Raw genomic sequence first — 18,400 nt, 5'->3', positions numbered from 1 at the left:
AAGTCAAAGAGGCTATGATATGATGAATCCGTAAAGAAGATCGCCAAGGTGATTCGGCGCGGCATACTTTGTAACAAAGTGTTACAAACTTTTTTTGGGAGAATGGCAGCCGGGCTGCTCCGCCGGAACTAAAGAAAATTTTCAAACTATCAGGAGGATGAGAGAGATGGCCGTAAAAAATGAAGCAGCTTCAAACGTAAAGCAGGCAGTACAGCCTGCACAGGAGTACATTCAAGGTTTGATCGACAAAGCGAAAAAAGCTTCCGAGGTTTTCATGAGCATGGATCAGCAGCAAATCGACGACATTGTGCAGGCGATGGCTCTGGCCGGACTAGACAAACACATGTATCTCGCGAAGAAAGCCGTTGAAGAAACGGGTCGCGGAGTATACGAAGACAAAATCATCAAAAACATGTTTGCTACCGAATACATCTGGAACAGCATCAAATATGACAAAACGGTTGGCGTCATCGAAGATAATCCTTACGAAAGCTTCCAGAAGATCGCTGAGCCGGTCGGCATTATCATGGGGATTACACCGGTGACGAATCCGACTTCCACGACGATCTTCAAAGCGCTGATCGCCATTAAGACACGCAACCCGATCATCTTCGGCTTTCACCCTTCCGCACAGGAATGCAGCCGCGAAGCCGCTAAAATCCTGCTGGAAGCCGCTGTGAAACATGGCGCTCCCGCCGATTGCATCCAGTGGATCGAACAGCCTTCCATGGACCGCACCAACGCTTTGATGAATCATCCTGACGTAGCCTGCATTCTCGCCACCGGCGGCTCCGCCATGGTGAAGGCAGCTTACAGCTGCGGCAAACCGGCTCTCGGCGTAGGTCCTGGTAACGTTCCTTGCTTCATTGAGAAAAGCGCTGATTTGGATCAGGCGGTCAATGATTTGATCCTGTCCAAAACGTTCGACAACGGCATGATCTGTGCCTCCGAACAAGCGGTTATTATTGAAGAACCTGTTTTTGACCAAGTGAAGAAGAAAATGATCGCAAACGGCTGTTATTTCGTCAACAAAGAAGAAGCCGCCAAGCTGACGGCCGGAGCCATTGTGGCCGAGAAATGCGCCGTTAATCCGGCAATCGTCGGTCAGCCAGCCGTTAAAATCGCCGAAATGTGCGGCATTCAGGTGCCGGCCGGAACCAAAATCCTTGTCGCCGAAATTGACGGCGTAGGACCTAAATTCCCGCTGTCCGCCGAGAAGCTCAGCCCTGTCCTGGCCTGCTATAAAGTAAAAACCGCCGATCAAGGCATCGACCTTGCGGAACAGGTTGTTCACTTCGGCGGCATGGGACACTCTTCGGTCATCCATTCGAACAACGATGAAATCATCCGGAAATTTTCGGACCGTCTGCCAACCTGCCGGATCCTGGTGAACCAGCCTTCTTCGCAGGGCGGCATCGGCGATATCTACAACACGAACCTGCCGTCGCTGACGCTGGGCTGCGGATCTTACGGACGCAACTCGACTTCGTCGAACGTGACCGCCGTCAACCTGATCAACGTGAAAAGGGTGAACCATCGTACCGTGAACATGCAGTGGTTTAAAGTACCTTCCAAAATCTATTTTGAAAAAGGCGCGACCCAATACCTGGCCAAAATGCCGGACATCACCCGCGTCATGATCGTTACCGACCCGATGATGGTGAAGCTCGGTTATGTGGAAAGAGTGGAGCATTATCTCCGTCAACGTCAAACGCCTGTAGCGATCGAGGTGTTCTCCGACGTTGAACCGGATCCATCGACCACGACCGTTGCCCGCGGTACGGAAATGATGGCCAAATTCCAGCCGGACTGCATCATCGCCCTCGGCGGCGGTTCGCCAATGGATGCCGCGAAAGGCATGTGGCTGTTCTATGAATATCCGGACACCGATTTCCACAACCTGAAACAGAAATTCATGGATATCCGCAAACGGACCTACAAATACCCTAGTCTGGGTCAAAAAGCAAAATTTGTAGCGATCCCGACAACATCCGGTACAGGTTCCGAAGTCACGCCGTTTGCAGTTATTACTAATAAAGAAGTCGGCAACACCAAATATCCTTTGGCCGATTACGAGCTGACGCCGGACGTTGCGATCATCGACCCTGAATTCGTCTACAGCCTGCCAAAAGTAGCCGTTGCGGATACCGGCATGGACGTTTTGACCCACGGGATCGAAGCTTATGTTTCGGTTATGGCGAACGACTATACGGACGGATTGGCGATTAAAGCGATTCAGCTGGTGTTCCAATATCTCGAAAAATCGGCTTTGACCGGCGATAAACTCGCCCGTGAGAAAATGCACAACGCTTCGACTTTGGCCGGTATGGCCTTCGCCAATGCGTTCCTCGGCATCAACCACAGCTTGGCGCATAAATGGGGCGGCCAATATCATACCGCTCACGGTCGCACCAACGCAATCCTGCTGCCGCACGTCATCCGCTACAACGCGAAGAAACCTACGAAATTTGCGGCTTGGCCTAAATACACCAACTTCGTAGCCGACCAGCGTTATGCTGAAATCGCCCGCATCCTGGGACTGCCTGCACGCACCACGGAAGAAGGCGTGAAGAGCCTGATCAACGCCATCCGCGAACTGAATAAAAAGCTGGGCATTCCGGAAACCTTCCAGGCGCTCGGATTTGATCCAAAAGATTTTGAATCGAACGTGGATTATCTGGCAGACCGCGCTTTCGAGGATCAATGCACAACCGCCAATCCAAAGCTGCCGCTGGTGACCGAGCTTGCTGAAGTTTACAGAGACGCCTTCTACGGACGTTTCGAAGAGTAATCGGAAACAAGGCCTGTACAGGCTTAGTCGACATCAACAGAGATAAAGCTGCGATAACGGACCAAACTCGCTAGATTTGTGAAAAAAGTGACAAACATCACGGCAACTGTGATGTTTGTCACATCCCTTTTACCAGGGATAAGCTATGATGAAACCATAAAAGATCCCGGACACAGTGGTGGGGCAGCTGAAGTAAACCTTGAACTGGCCTCATCAGACTCTGAGTTGTGAAATCAATCACAAAATTAGGGATCTCGAGGCGGAGGATAACCTTCAAGCCTTCGTACTCCAAACTATATAAATGGAGGGATTACAAATGTCGGTGATTGAAAAAGAAACGGCAGCTGCACAAAACGCCTGGAGAGGTTTTAAACCGGGCAAATGGATGAGAGAGGTCAATACGGCCAACTTCATCGATACGAACATCAAACCTTATGAAGGAAACGAATCTTTTTTGCAGGGCGCAACGGCCAATACCAAAGCTTTGTGGGAAATCGTATCCGACCTGTCCAAGAAAGAAAGAGATGCCGGCGGTGTTCTGGACGTAGACGTTAACACGCCTTCAACGATCACTTCGCATGCTCCGGGTTTCCTGGATAAAGACAAAGAACAAATCGTAGGCGTGCAGGGCTCCGCTCCGTTCCAACGGACGATTCGTCCAAACGGCGGCGTGAGAATGGTCATTACGGCTTGTAAAGCTTACGGCTTCGACCTTCCGCCAGAAATCGTTGACTTGTATACAAATGTACGCAAAACGCATAACCAAGGCGTATTTGATGCTTATACCGCTGAAATGAGAGCAGCCCGTCATACCGGCATCATCACCGGTTTGCCCGATGCTTACGGCCGCGGCCGCATTATCGGCGACTACCGCCGCGTAGCTTTGTATGGGGTAGACTTCCTGATCAAACAAAAACAAGATGAACTGAAAGATATGGAAGTAGACGTGATGGACGTCGATGTCATTCGTCTCCGCGAAGAGCTGTCCGAACAAATCCGCGCTTTGGGCGAATTGAAGCAGCTTGGCGAAATGTACGGCTTTGACATCTCCAGACCGGCCAACAACGCTAAAGAAGCTTTCCAATGGCTGTACTTCGGCTATTTGGCAGCCGTTAAGGAACAAGACGGCGCGGCCATGTCGCTTGGCCGTGTATCTTCTTTCCTTGACGCTTATATCGAACGCGACCTTGCCGAAGGTACAATGACGGAAGAACAAGCACAGGAACTGGTTGACCATTTCGTGATGAAGCTGCGGATCGTGAAGTTCCTCAGAACACCTGAATACAACGAATTGTACAGCGGCGACCCTACCTGGGTAACGGAATCCATCGGCGGCATGTCCGTAAACGGAACAACCAAAGTTACGAAAAACAGCTTCCGTTTCCTGCATACCCTGTACAACCTGGGACCTGCTCCGGAACCTAACCTGACGGTTCTCTGGTCCGACAAACTGCCTGAAGCTTTCAAAAAATATTGCGCCAAGGTTTCCATTGAAACCAGCTCGATCCAATACGAAAACGACGATCTGATGCGTCCGATCTACGGCGACGATTACGGCATCGCCTGCTGTGTATCCGCTATGCGCATCGGCAAACAAATGCAGTTCTTCGGCGCGCGCGCCAACCTGGCCAAAGCTTTGCTATACGCCATCAACGGCGGTAAAGACGAAAGATACGGCACGCAGGTCGCGCCGGAATTCCCAGCCATTACTTCCGAATATCTGGACTATGACGAAGTGATGAAACGGTTTGTGCCGATGATGGAATGGCTGTCCAAACTGTATGTGAATACGCTGAACGTGATCCACTACATGCATGACAGATATGCTTACGAACGGATTGAAATGGCGCTGCATGACCGCGACATCCTCCGCACCATGGCTTGCGGCATCGCCGGCTTGTCGGTTGTAGCTGACTCCCTGAGCGCGATCAAATACGCTAAAGTCAAACCGATCCGCAACGAAAACGGCATCGCCGTTGATTTTGAAATCGAAGGCGAATTCCCTTGCTATGGCAACAACGACGACCGTGTCGACAGCATTGCGGTCAGCCTGGTCGAAACGTTCATGAGCATGATCCGCAAACATAAAACGTACCGCAACGCTTTGCCTACCCAATCGATCCTGACCATCACCTCCAACGTGGTGTACGGGAAGAAAACAGGGACAACACCTGACGGACGCAAAGCCGGCGAACCGTTTGCACCAGGCGCAAACCCGATGCACGGCCGCGATAAAAAAGGCGCGCTCGCTTCCTTGAGCTCGGTAGCCAAACTGCCATATGAACACAGTCTGGATGGCATTTCGAACACATTCTCCATTGTGCCTAAAGCGCTCGGCAAAGAAACCGATATCCGCAAAAACAACCTGGTGGCGATGATGGACGGCTACTTCGGCAGCGACGCGCATCACCTCAATGTCAACGTGTTCGACCGCGAACAACTGCTGGATGCGATGGAACATCCGGAGAACTATCCGCAATTGACCATCCGCGTATCCGGTTATGCGGTTAACTTTATCAAGCTGACCCGCGAGCAACAGCTGGACGTAGTCAACAGAACGTTCCACGAAGGCATGTAAAATTTGTTTCAAACCTGGGCAGCAACAAAACCTAAAGCAGCGTTGCCCGGTTTCCCTATTTCCCTGCAGTCCCTGCAGAAAGGATGACGTAACATGATCAAAGGGCACATACACTCACTTGAAACCTTCGGAACGGTCGACGGCCCCGGAATTCGTTTCGTACTCTTTATGCAGGGCTGCCTGCTGAAATGCCAGTATTGTCATAACCCGGACACTTGGAATCTCGAAGGTGGCAAGGATATGACGCTGGAAGAAGTACTTGCCGAGATCGAACCCTACATTAATTATTACCGTTCTTCGGGGGGCGGTTTGACGGTATCCGGCGGCGAAGCGACGCTGCAGGCCCATTTCGTGGCCGAATTGTTCCGGGCCGTGAAAGAACGCTGGAACCTTCATACCACCCTCGATACAAACGGTTATAACGAAGGGGATAAAATCAAGGACCTGCTTGATGTGACCGACCTGGTTCTCCTGGACCTAAAGCATATCAACAACGAGAAGCATATCAAGCTGACCGGCAAACCGAACGACCGGATGCTGGCGATGGCCGAGTGGCTGTCGGATCATAAGCGCCCGATGTGGATCCGGCACGTCTTGGTTCCTGGAATCAACACCGACGAAGAGGATTTGCTTGAGTTGGGAAGATTTATCGGCGGTCTAAACGCCGTGGAGAAATTCGAAATTTTGCCTTATCACCAAATGGGCATCTACAAATGGGAAGCTTTGAAATGGGCTTATCCGCTTGAAGGGGTGCCGAGTCCTAATCCTGAAGAAGTAGCCAGAGCTTATCAGCTGGTGGAGCAGGGGATGAAAAAAGTGTCGACGGACAAAACTGTCATTGGTTTAACCTCCTGATAGAATCATGTTATATAGAATGACATAAAAGCGGTCAATTCACAGTTTATGTGAGTTTGAACCGCTTTCTTTTTTGCGTTTTGGATAATATTATCCCCCCATTAGAAAAATATCCTCCTTCCTAAGGCAGATGACCTAAAATTATAATAAGTTTGTAAAACAAATCAATATTCGGGGGGATTTTGGAAGATGAAGAAAAGCATGGTTCTGTTACTCACGCTGTTCCTCGCGGCCACGACCCTGCTGTCTGCCTGCGGCAGCGGCAATGGCAACAGCAATTCGGCTGCTAGCAATGCCTCAAATGATTCCGCATCATCCACGCAGCCTAGCGAATCCACAACGGACACTTCTCCATTTGAATTGACTTTACGCCATACCCAGGTAGGAGCCGACAAACAGAAACGCCTGGCGATCCTGAACGATGTCGTAAAGAAGGTAGAAGCGGATGTACCGGGCCTTACGATCAAGCTGGACGGGGTGGAATCGGACGTCAACCGCAAGGAGAAACTCCGCGGGGAAATGGCTGCGGGCAACCCGCCGGATATTTTTGATTTGTTCGGCAGCCCGGACTCCCAGGTCTATGCCAAAGAGGGGATGCTGCTCAACTTAAGTCCGATCCTGGATGAACTGGGTCTGACGGACAGCTTCTCGTCGCTGGAACCTTTTACTTATGAAGGCAACGTCTACGGTCTGCCGATCGGCGGTTCGGGCGAAGGATTTTTCTACAATAAAGGTTATTTTGAGGAAAAAGGCCTGAAGGTGCCAACCACCTGGGCTGAGCTGGAAGACCTGCTGGCCAAAATCAAAGCGGACGGCAAGGTGCCGATGGCCGCTGCATCCAAAGCGGGCTGGGTGCCGCTGATGCTGGCCAACCATCTTTGGGCCCGGTATGCCGGACCTGACGTGACGCAGAAATTTGTGTCCGGTGAAGCCAAATGGTCGGATCCGAACGTGGTGAAGGCTTTTGCGAAATATCAGGAATGGGAAGACAAAGGTTACTTCAAGAAAGGCGAACTGGGCTTTGAGTATGCGGAATATACGACCCAGTTCACCAGCGGCGAAGCGATTCTGATGTATGACGGCACTTGGAAATCATCCGTATTCAAAGAAGGCCAGTCCGGCGAAAATATGATCGGCAAAGTAGGTTTCTTTAACCTTCCGCCGGTAGACGGGGGCGTAGGCGACCAAACGGCGCTGATGCGCGACGTCAATAACGGTTACGGCTTCTCCGCCGCCGTAGAGAAGGATCCAAGAAAACTTCAGGCCGTCAAGTTGTTCATCAAATATATGTACAACGAAGAAATGCAAATCCGGGGCCTTGTCGAAGACGGCGTGCTCCCGTCGATGAAGCTCAGCGAAGACGTGCTTTCGGCAAACATCACGGACGACCTGATGAAAGAGATCGTCAACGTGCTGAACAATTCGAAATCTTCTTTCCCGGCGTTTGACTCCCTGGTGCAAGGCGATGTCACTACCGAAATCAGCAACATTCAAATTCAGAAATTGATCGGCAAGCAAACAACGCCTGAACAGATGGGCAAAGAGCTCCAGGCCGTGCAGGACGAAGCCAACGCGGATTCGGAATAAAACGGTTGTAAATCAGTTGTAAATCAGTCTTCGGGATGCGCCTTGCCGGCAGGCGGGCGCATTCTTGCCTTTGAGCGAGCAAAGAAACTGTCTTCTCTGGAGGTTCCCATGAATAAAGCGCTAAGAAGTCCTGCCGTTTTTCTTCTATTTCTCCTGCCGGCACTGATATTGTTTGTGATGTTTTTTATTTATCCGATCTTCTCCTCCCTTTACTACAGCTTCACAAGCTGGAATGGGGTATCCACCCATGTCAAAGGAATTGGCCTTGAGAATTACACGAAAGCGCTGGAGCAGAAACGTTTTTGGGTTTCCGTCAAGAACAACGGCTGGTTTATCGTGTTCTCCGTTTTTATCCAGGTGCCGCTGATTATCTTGTTTTCTCTGCTGATCGCACACGTCAAAAGGCTCAAAGGGCTGTACAAAACTACGGTGTTCCTGCCCTCCATTATGTCGACGGCGGTGATCGGGATTTTGTGGGGGTTTATTTATGAGCCGGATATCGGGCTGCTGAACCAGATTTTGGGCACCTTCGGGATCAAGCCGATTTATTGGCTGTCCGACGAACGATACGCGATGTTGTCCATCCTGATCACCAATGCCTGGCAGTGGACGGGATTTTATATCGTGATGGTGCTGGCGGCCATTTTGTCCATTCCCGGGGAGCTTGACGAGGCGGCCGCCATTGATGGGGCATCGGCTTATCAAAGAGCGGTGCGGATTACGCTGCCTTTGATCCGGCCGATCATTTCCGTAGTGATCATGCTTTCGATTGCCGGCGCGATGAAAGCCGCGGATATCGTCCTAGTCATGACCAAAGGCGGGCCGGCGGGCTCCACGGAAGTGATGGCCACCTATATGATCAAATACGCGATTACCAACTTTAAATACGGCTACGGGAACACGATTGCTGTGCTTATTTTTGTTTTCACCGTTATCATTACGGTGCTTTATCAACTGCTGGTGGCCCGCCGCAATGAAAGGATTGAATACTGATGACCCGAACCTGGAAAAAAGGACTGCCGCATCTCTTTCTGATCTTGTATCTGGTCGTCATTTTGTTTCCGTTCCTGTTTGTCCTGTTCTCTTCCGTCAAACCGGACAACAATGCCATTGCGCTGAATCCGTTTGGGATTCCGAAAAAGTTCGTGTTTCACAATTACGTGGAAGCTTGGGTAAACGCCAAGATCAGCACGTATTTTTTCAACAGCTTATATATCTCGGTATTGTCGTCGGTCGTCAGCATTTTGTTCGGTTCGATGTTTGCGTTTGCCGTCACCCGCATGAGGCACGGCCGTCTGGGGGCGGGTTTGTTCGGACTTGTGCTCGTCGGGATGCTGATTCCGAACAATGCGCTGATGCTGCCGATTTATACGCTGGTCCGCAAGCTTCACATTCTGGATACCCACCTGGCATTGATCATTCCTTACGTGGCTAACGCCATTCCGTTTACGGTCATCATCCTGGCGGCTTTTATGAGGTCTTTGCCCAGCGAAATCGAAGAGGCCGCGGTCATGGATGGATTGAGGTCGGTAGGCATCTTTGCTAGAATGATATTACCTTTAACAGTCCCTGCTATGGTTACGGTGTTTATTGTGAATTTCCTGGGGAATTGGAATGAATTCCTGCTGGCCAACTACTTCCTGTCCAACGACGATTTGAGGACGCTCCCGGTAGGGATGGTGCAGTTCCGGGACCAATATCAGATGAACTATGCGCAGATGTCGGCAGGGATCGTCTTTTCCGTTGTGCCGGTTATCGTCATCTATGCGATCCTGCAGGAGAAAATCATAGAAGGCGTGACGGCTGGCAGCGTTAAGGGATAGTTAAGGGATAATGGACCGACAGGGAGCTGCCTATGAATCTGCGCATTAAACTGTTTACGGCTTTTTTATCTCTCGTCATCATCCCTTTGTTTATTTTGGGCATTATTACTTTCTTCGCAGTCTTTCATTATATTGAAACCAAATACAGCGATCAGGCGGAATACGCGCTGAAATCGATCAGCTACAGCATCACCGGCGTCTTTGAAGACATGGACAAAGTGACGGATGACGGCATTGCCAAAGGCGTTTTTCAGATGGCCTTAAGCTCAGGCAATCCCGATAACCAGAATTTGACCGCCAAAGACCAGTTAAGCCTCAACGCCAACCAGCGGAATTTCCGCTCGTTGCTGTACAATCATCCTTCCATCGATTATGCCTTCCTCTACAATTTGAAAGAGGGGGCGCAGGACAAACCCATTTCCATTTTTAACAAAGAAAATTTTAAAATGCTTCCCTTCGAAAAGTTCAAGCAGGAGCCCTTATATCAGGAAGTGCTGAAGCTGAACGGTCAGTCCAAGTGGATCGCGCCGCACGAATATCCGGAGCTGACCGGATCGGAGCAGGTTTTTACGCAAATCAGGCTCATCAAGGAGCTCAGCTATTTGCAGAACGTCGGCATTTTGATCGTGCAGGTGAAAAACTGGGAGTTTGAAGATATTTTTAAAAACCTCCAGCTCCGCAACAACCTGGAAGATACCCGTTTTCTGCTTGTTAACGATGCGGGCACCATTCTTTATGATTACCAGAACAAGCTGGACGGTGGAAGCATCAGCGATTACACCGAAAAAAGCGTGGCCGTCGCAAGCGGCGGCTATAAAAGCTTCAAAGCCCGCTTTGACGGGAAGGAAAGCGTCGTCTCCGTCTATCATCTAAAGGATTATTCCTGGAGCCTTGTCTCCATCACGTCCTGGGACTACCTGTCTAAAGAGGTTATGACCTTTGCGGCATGGTTTATGGTGATCTTGGGCATCTGCGTGCTTACGGCTCTGCTGTTCAACGCCTTTTTCATGAACCGGATCACCGGCACGATCGGCAAAATCGTCCGTTTCATGCGGAAGGTAGAGGACGGGGACTTAAACGCCAGAGTCGAAGAGAAGGGTAATGACGAGCTGCTGCTTCTGCAGCGGGGCTTTAACAACCTCACGGAAAAAATAGGCGGCCTTCTGAACGAAGTGAAATCCGAACAGCAGCAGAAAGCGAAAGCCGAACTTCGCGTGCTGCAGGCTCAGATCAAACCGCATTTTCTCTTTAATACGCTGGAGCTGATCAATGGCTTGGCGGTGCAGAACGAAGGACGCAAAGTAAGCGAAATGGTGCTCAGGCTGGGCAACATTTTGCGGATCAGCATCCAGGACCGGGAAGAGATCCCGCTTTGGCTGGAGCTGGAGCACTTGAGCAGCTACCTGGAAATCCAGAAATACCGGTGGGACGATCTGTTTGATTATACGATCGACATTCCGGAGGAAATGATGAACTGCCAGGTCCTCAAGCTGATGCTCCAGCCATTGGTCGAGAACAGCATCCAGCATGGCTTCGAAGGCATTGCTTATAAAGGAAAACTGCATATCTCCGGGAGCGTGCAGGAGGACCGGATCCTGCTTCGGGTGGAGGACAACGGCTTGGGAATGACCGGCACCGAGCTGCTCGCGAGTTTAAGCCTGGATCCCGAGTGGAACGAGCAGCAGATGCAGGCTTTTTATCCGGGTGAGGAGCGGAGGGGCATCGGTCTTCGCAACGTGGCCGACCGCATCCGGCTTCAATACGGCAAAGAGTACGGCTTGATGGTTTGCACGGCGCCCGGGATGGGCGTGGCTATTCAATGCATTTTACCAAAATACGAATTGGGTGATCCTCATGAAGCTTAAAGCGCTGCTTGTAGACGATGAATATCCGATTCTGAACAATTTGTCCAAAGTGCTGAGGTGGGAAGAGCTGGGCATCGAAATAGCAGGGATGGCCCGAAACGGCATGGAAGCGCTCAAGCTGGCCGAAGCCCAGCAGATCGATCTTATTCTGAGCGATATCCGGATGCCCGTCATGGATGGCTTGTCGCTGGCCAAAGAAATCCGCGAGCGCGGCATGAAGACGGAAATCCTGCTGCTGACCGGCTATCAGGAATTCGAATATGCCCGTACGGCTATCCGTTACGGGGTTAAGGATTACATCAGCAAACCGATTCATTATGAGCTGCTTGAACAAACCGTCGGCAAGATTGCCCAGCAGATCCGGGCGGAACGCGGAAACAGCCGGCGCGAAAGCCAGCTGAATTCGGTCGTGAACTGGGCCAGCGAGCATTTTATGGCAAGGATGCTGGCCGGGCAGAGCGAGTTCAGTGCGGAGGAGGACGGGGACGAGGAGCTTTTGTCGGTAAAACGTTATTCCGTCCTGCTTGCCGATCTCGGCGGGTATGCGAAAGCTTCGACTTTTTGGAGCCGCGAAGAACGCAAACGGTTTAACTGTGTCATGAAAAAGCTGCTGAAGTCGCAATTGCCGTTTGGAGAGGGCCAAACCGTGCTCCAGTTGCGCGAAGGGGAATGGTTTGTATTTTATCCTGGCGACCTTCAAGCTGACCGGGCTGCGTTGTTCCCCGTCTATACGGAGATGCAGCAGTGGGCGGACACGGCGGGAGAAGAGCTGCAGGTCCGGATTTTTGCGGAAAAAGGGCCTTTTTCCTTGAGCGAGCTGTCGGTGGTTTACCACCGGATTCAGCGTTTGCTTCTTCTCACGCCTTCCAAGGAATGGCTGCTGGATGGGGAGGAGCTGAAGCAGGAGCCGACTGCCGTTCCCGAAGAAACGGCGGAATTCCAGTGGCGCTGGCTGGAGCGGATAGGCGGGGCGCTGCGCGGGGAAGACGAGGGAGCGGTCCGGAAGGTCATCGAGGAGCTGAAAACCGATCTGGCCAGGCTGGATGAACATGCCGCCCTGCGTGCGGAAAAAATGCTGCATTATATTCTCATCCATCTCCTCCGGGAGATGAGGGAGCTGCAGCAGCTTAAGGACCAAGAGGAAGAGGCCGTCTGGCAGGAGCTCCAGAAGCCGCTGGGGCTCAAGGATTTGATGAGCCTGCTGAGCGGGCTGGCCGCCCGGCCGAAGGCGCCGGGTTCTTCCCGGAAGCCGGCTGAACAGCTGATGGCTGCGGCGGGTGAATATATCATTAAACATCTAGGCGGAGATTTCGGCATCGAAGAGGTGGCGGATCATCTGGGCATCAGCTGCAGTTATTTCTGCCTGCTGTTCAAAAACCATTACGGGGAAACATTCGTCGAATATGTAACCAGGCAGCGGATGGAGTCGGCGAAACGGCAGCTGGCCTCCAGCGATGCGAGCATCACGCAGATCGGGCAGGGACTCGGGTATCAGGAGAGACGTTATTTTACTAAAGTGTTCCAAAAATACACCGGCGTTACCCCTTCGGATTACCGAGCTTCGGCCGTCGGCAGCCAGGGCGGCGCGGTGAAGGAGTGAGCATGGATGTTGAACAGGGAAGCGATGACATTGGAGCAGAAGGTCGGTCAATTGTTCGTCTGCGGTTTCCACAGCATTACGCCGGATGAACAGATCACCGCTTTGATCCGTAAATATCAGGTAGGTGGCGTCATTTATTTCCGTAGGAATGTAGAATCGGCGGCACAGCTGGCAAAGCTGTCGGCGGACCTGCAGCGGATGGGGATGGAGGTTTCGGGCGGAGTGCCCTTGCTGATGGCGATCGATCAGGAAGGCGGAATGGTTTCGCGTCTGGACCATGAAGGAATCAGCCGAATTCCGGGCAATATGTCATTAGGAGCCGCAGGCGACCCGGCCTTGACGGAGGCGATCGCGGCGCTTTCGGCGAAAGAGCTGAAGCGGCTTGGCATCAATATGAACTTTGCTCCCTGCGTCGACGTTAACAACAACCCGCTTAACCCGGTTATTGGGGTGCGCTCTTATTCGGAGGATCCTGCAAAGGTAGCCGAACATGGAGAGGCGGCGGTCCGCGGATTTCAGCAAAACGGAATGGCAGCCACGGCCAAACATTTTCCCGGGCATGGAGATACGGCGGTGGATTCCCACTTGGGCCTTGCCGCCGTTCCGCATGACCGGCGAAGGTTATATGAGGTGGAGCTGCTGCCTTTCAAACGCCTGATCCAGTCCGGGGTGAAAGCGATCATGACCGCTCATGTCGTTTTTCCGGCCTTTGAGCCCGAAGGCACTCCGGCTACCCTTTCCCGGGCGGTCCTTACGGATTTGCTGCGGGATGAACTGGGTTTCGAAGGCGTAATTGTAACCGATTGCCTGGAAATGAAGGCGATATATGACCATTACGGAACGGCGGAGGGAGCGGTAAGGGCGCTCGAAGCGGGAGCGGATCTGGTGCTGGTCAGCCATACTTTGGCGGAGCAAACGGCAGCCCTGGAAGCGGCGGTTGCCGCCGTCCGATCCGGCCGGTTGCCCGAAGCGGCGGTTGACCGGTCATTGGAGCGGGTTTTAGCCCTGAAAAGCAGCCTGGCTTCCGAGGCCGCTGCTTTCCTGGCGGCGGAACTGCCGAAACCGGGAGAACCTCTCCTTCCGGCAGAAGAGACGGTTCCTCTACTGGAGCAGGCGGCTGGACGTTCTGTTACTCTCGTGAAAAATGAGGGCATTCCGCCACAGCTCCCGCTGGATCCGGCGCTGCCTACGCTGGTCGTTTGGCCGGAGTTAAGGCATCGCACGGAAGTTGATGAGGCCGCCGAATACCGGTATACCTTGGCGGATGCTTTAAAGCCTTACCTTTCAGAGATCAAGCTGGCGGAAATTGGCACCCGCGCGGAGCCGGAAGAGGTGCAGGCCGTGCTCCAGGAAGCCCGCTTGTGCCAGCAGGTGGTCGTCGTAACCTATACGGCTGAGGGGGAGCTGCCCCGGGGGCAGCTCGACCTGGTGAAGGGCATTTTGGAGCAGAAGCCGCGGCATCTCGCGGTTGTATCCGCCAGGAACCCGTATGATCTTAAACATTTTCCTGAAGTTCAGGCTTATTTATGCGCTTATGAGAACAGGCCTTTTGCCTTGGATGCCGCGGCTGCGGTGCTTGCGGGCAAACAACAGCCGGAAGGCAGATTGCCGGTTGCGTTAGCTCATGTTTATCCAATCGGCTCGGGATTGAGCCGCGTATAATTTCTCGGAAAAACCGGAAAACAGACTGAACTCAGGTCGTTTTTACCGGTTTTTACATTTTTTTTTGACAATTAGCAACTTTCATAGTGTTGGAGCGTTTAATAGTATGTTACTTTTGAACGAGAGTTTACAAGATTTTAATACAGAGATAAAGGAGCACATAATGAAATTCCGCAGACTTTTACTTACGATTATTCTAGCAGCAACCCAGATCGCCATGGTTCTCCCGAGCGCCGGCGCAGATTCAGGTACTAGCTCGACTAAACAGACTATTCAGCAGAAGGTTGCCTCTTCCTCAGAGGCTAACGGCATGGAGTCGCCATCAACCGACCAGACCGAGCCACCGAATTCGGAAGCGACGCCGGACCCGGCAGGAACACCAGATTCGTCCGCTACACCAGACCCGGCTGCAACGCCTGATCCGACTTCTACACCGGATCCTTCTTCATCCTCCGATCCTGCGAGCGGCTCGCCTGCCCCGGGTACTGATGATCCTGGAAATCCGGCTTCTGGAGATCCTACCGGTTCATCGACCGGGACATCTGTCACAGGCAACAACGCGCCAACAGGCAATGCGCAGGCTGTTTCGGCGGCTTCACCCGGCAAACTCATTTTGCTGCTGAACACCAACATTATGTACCAGAACGGGATTCAATATAAAGCTTCTGAGCCGATGACGGTCAAAAACGGCGTTTCTTACGTAGCGATCCGCTCGCTGGTCAACCGTGTTGGCTTGGCGATTCGTTATGACAGCGCTACTAAAGAAACCGTGATTACGCGCGGCTTGGATGAAATGCGCTTTAAGCTGAACAGCAACACTTACAAGGTCAACGGCGTAGTCACGACGATGAAAGGGAAATCTTACGCCACCAAAAACAGCAATTTCATGGTGCCTTTTACGTCCATTACCGCAGCGCTTAAGCTGCCTTATGTGCTGGATATGAAAACCAAACAAATCACTTTGGACATCACGGCCAAGCCGGTAGCAAAATTTACCGTTTCGCCAAGCGAAATTATTGCCGGGGAAACGCAGGTTACCTATCAGACTACGTCTTCTTCACCGACCGGACTTGCCATCGTGAACGAGGAATGGACAGGGCGTCAGGATATATTTTCTACGCCGGGCTCCTATGTGGTCAGCTACCGCGTTCAGGATTCGGCAGGGAATTGGAGTGACTGGTATTCGGTAACGATCAATGTGCAGAAGCCGCATACCCCTCCGGTGGCTGCTTTTACAACCGATAAAGACACCTACAAGATGGGTGAAAAAATCACTTATACCGACCAAAGCACGGACGAAGAGAACTCCATCACTTCCACCGTGTGGGAAAATAACAAGCTGGCCTTTTTTACGCCAGGACCTCAGACGATCCGTTTGAAGGTGACGAATAAATTCGGACTGACTTCGACGGTCGAACATACAATTATGATTACGGACGAAACGTTGTATAACGAGTCGGACTTTAACAAATTGTTTGTGCCGGTAGGAGACAAATATCAATTCGAAGGCAGTCAGGTTCCAAACTGGGAGAGAGTGAATTACTCCTTCACGACCGAACCGGTTACGCTGATCCGCAGCAACAGCCCCGAAACCAACTACAGCGAAGGGGTTTTGTACCGGGAAACGACGGTTGGACGGGCCCGTTTCATGATTCACCATGCCAACGCGGTGGGCAAAGACGTGAAGATGTATGTCATCGCCACGAATTTGAATGATTCCACGGCCAATCTGTTTATCGATTCGATGGGATTCGCCGGTCCAAATGAAAATGCCATGGCTACGGGGAAAGCTTCCGTACAGAGATATTTCAGCTCTATGCAAACCCGTTCGGCCGAACAGGATATCAGTCTGGCTCCTAAGGAGCAGAAGGTCATTTTCAGCGAGCTCAGCGCCCAAAAAATGAAACCGAATCAGGTCATTTCCTTGTTGTCCGATATCTATACGGATTATCCGGTCCAGTTTGACGTCATTATGATCGATGCGGCCAAGGACCCGATCAAAACGCTGCCGCAGCTCAGCATTTTGGCCCGGGACGGCGTTCATAACCGGGGAACCTACACGGATGCAACCCGTGTCATTGAATACGACGACGTAATTGGCGATAAACCGAAACGGCTTTTGATCGGAGACAATTTGAGCGATCCGTTCCAGTCGGGGTTTGATACGCCTTTCTATACCCAATCTACCAATGCCGGCAACTTTGGCGTGCTTTACAAGATTAGAACGGCCAAGGTAGCGCCTCACACGCTGATTACCTTTAACCCGCGCGGCGGCACTTATGTAGGCAGCATTATGGTTAACGGCGTGATCGTGGACCTTCCGAGAAGCGGCGTGCTGAACGCGCCGAATGATGCGGCGGTGCTCTATCGTACAGGGGATACGGAAGAAACGGTTGATTTTGTATTTACGGCGGCGCCGGGCAGCAACCTGTCCGTCAATCTGCTTTTCCAGCCGCTGCCTGAAGAAAAACCGGAATAATGCAATAAATAATGGATGAATGATCTCATATTAAACCTTATACCGGCAAAGCTGACGACGGCCGGGGTCCACGACCCTGCGCCGTCTTTCTTTTTGGAGAAGAGTATGGTTTCAGGCGGGAAGTTCCAACGGGGCAGGAGGGTGCTTCGTTGACGCTGCAGCCAAATTGAGGCATTATTAAAGATAGGTTAGGTTATACAGGAATTGAGGAATACCGGAAGGGAAGTGCCTTCATGCTTTCAGCAGATGAAATTATTCAGAAGATGTCAAGCCAGGGCCTGCGGATTACCGACCAGCGCCGGACGCTTGCCAAACTTTTTGTGGATACGGACGGTTATTTGACGCCAAAAGACGTTTACGATTATATGTGTAAAAAATATACGGGTCTCAGCTTTGATACGGTATACCGCAATTTGCGGATTATGGAGGAGATGGGCGTGCTCGAGCAAATCGTGTTTGAGGACGGGCTGAAGTTCAGGGCAAGCTGCAGCGATGAGCATCACCACCACCATATGATTTGCCTTGGCTGCGAGAAGACCTACCCGATTCATTTTTGCCCGATGCCGCTGGCGGATGCTCCGGATCATTTTCAGGTCGTGAAGCATAAATTTGAGGTCTTCGGCTACTGCAAGGATTGCCAGGCCGATCCGAAACGGCAGGAGCAAATGTCATGAAAGTAACCCGGAGAGCGGTGCAGGTTCCAATTCATTTTTACCGGAAGTTTATTTCGCCGCTGAAGCCGCCGACCTGCCGCTTTTATCCGACCTGCTCGGCTTACGCGCTTGAAGCGATTGAAGTGCACGGCGCGCTTAAGGGCAGCTGGCTGGCTGCGAAACGGATCGCCAAATGCCATCCGCTGCATCCGGGAGGCATCGATCCGGTGCCGCCAAAGGCGGGGAGAAGCGATTCCGTAGGCAGCGAGCAGGGCGGGCACGCTTGACAGAGGAGTTTACTTTTCATATATTTAGGAAATAATAGTTCCAACATAGGTTATCCAGTGAACGGATAAGTACAGTGGCGAAACAGCAGCAGAGAGCCGGGGAAGCTGAAAACCGGTCTGGTGAACCGCTGGAAGATGGTCCGGGAGGATCTTCCTCCGAGCCGTGTCTACGGTAAGGTTGAAGCGCGAATCCGGCGTTAACGGAACGGTTCAGCATTTG

12 protein-coding genes are annotated in these 18,400 nt (G+C 51.9%); all 12 read left to right on the top strand.

Features of this window, described 5'->3' with window-relative positions; translation table 11 throughout:
* The first annotated feature begins 166 nt into the window (after positions 1-166).
* The 12 genes from adhE (at position 167) to yidD (ending at position 18,180) form a co-directional block, all read left to right on the top strand.
* Positions 167-2,791, top strand: a complete 2,625-nt coding sequence (gene adhE / locus AC3ZPD_RS05670) for a bifunctional acetaldehyde-CoA/alcohol dehydrogenase (protein ID WP_490983289.1) — start codon at positions 167-169, stop codon at positions 2,789-2,791.
* A 316-nt stretch (positions 2,792-3,107) separates the two neighbouring features.
* Complete coding sequence (gene pflB / locus AC3ZPD_RS05665) at positions 3,108-5,369, top strand: formate C-acetyltransferase (protein ID WP_490983288.1); 2,262 nt, start codon at positions 3,108-3,110, stop codon at positions 5,367-5,369.
* 93 nt (positions 5,370-5,462) lie between these two features.
* Entirely contained in the window at positions 5,463-6,224 is a 762-nt protein-coding gene (gene pflA, locus AC3ZPD_RS05660; RefSeq protein WP_490983287.1) for a pyruvate formate-lyase-activating protein, read from the top strand.
* Positions 6,225-6,413: 189 nt separating this feature from the next.
* The gene (locus AC3ZPD_RS05655) at positions 6,414-7,811 is read left to right on the top strand and encodes an extracellular solute-binding protein (protein ID WP_490983286.1); all 1,398 of its coding nucleotides are present in this window, start codon (positions 6,414-6,416) and stop codon (positions 7,809-7,811) included.
* Between the two features lie 108 nt (positions 7,812-7,919).
* Complete coding sequence (locus AC3ZPD_RS05650) at positions 7,920-8,804, top strand: carbohydrate ABC transporter permease (RefSeq protein WP_490983285.1); 885 nt, start codon at positions 7,920-7,922, stop codon at positions 8,802-8,804.
* The gene (locus AC3ZPD_RS05645; protein ID WP_490983284.1) at positions 8,804-9,634 is read left to right on the top strand and encodes a carbohydrate ABC transporter permease; all 831 of its coding nucleotides are present in this window, start codon (positions 8,804-8,806) and stop codon (positions 9,632-9,634) included. Before AC3ZPD_RS05650 ends, AC3ZPD_RS05645 begins: the two co-directional genes overlap by 1 nt.
* Positions 9,635-9,666: 32 nt before the next feature.
* Positions 9,667-11,499, top strand: coding sequence for a cache domain-containing sensor histidine kinase (locus tag AC3ZPD_RS05640; protein ID WP_490983283.1), 1,833 nt, complete (start codon positions 9,667-9,669; stop codon positions 11,497-11,499).
* Positions 11,489-13,099, top strand: coding sequence for a response regulator (locus AC3ZPD_RS05635; protein WP_490983282.1), 1,611 nt, complete (start codon positions 11,489-11,491; stop codon positions 13,097-13,099). The genes AC3ZPD_RS05640 and AC3ZPD_RS05635 overlap by 11 nt, the downstream gene beginning before the upstream one ends.
* A gap of 6 nt (positions 13,100-13,105) precedes the next feature.
* A complete protein-coding gene (gene nagZ / locus AC3ZPD_RS05630; protein WP_490983281.1) occupies positions 13,106-14,761 on the top strand; it encodes a beta-N-acetylhexosaminidase in 1,656 nt (551 codons plus the stop codon).
* 163 nt (positions 14,762-14,924) lie between these two features.
* Positions 14,925-17,240, top strand: a complete 2,316-nt coding sequence (locus tag AC3ZPD_RS05625) for a stalk domain-containing protein (RefSeq protein ID WP_490983280.1) — start codon at positions 14,925-14,927, stop codon at positions 17,238-17,240.
* A 233-nt stretch (positions 17,241-17,473) separates the two neighbouring features.
* The gene (locus AC3ZPD_RS05620; RefSeq protein WP_490983279.1) at positions 17,474-17,914 is read left to right on the top strand and encodes a Fur family transcriptional regulator; all 441 of its coding nucleotides are present in this window, start codon (positions 17,474-17,476) and stop codon (positions 17,912-17,914) included.
* Positions 17,911-18,180 (top strand): membrane protein insertion efficiency factor YidD, encoded by a 270-nt coding sequence (gene yidD, locus AC3ZPD_RS05615; RefSeq protein WP_490983278.1) that lies wholly within the window; start codon positions 17,911-17,913, stop codon positions 18,178-18,180. Before AC3ZPD_RS05620 ends, yidD begins: the two co-directional genes overlap by 4 nt.
* Positions 18,181-18,400 lie beyond the last annotated feature (220 nt).

The sequence above is a fragment of the Paenibacillus mobilis genome, from assembly GCF_058267595.1.
The sequence above is the reverse complement of the archived record's forward strand: the minus strand, read 5'-3'. Positions and strand labels throughout refer to the sequence as shown.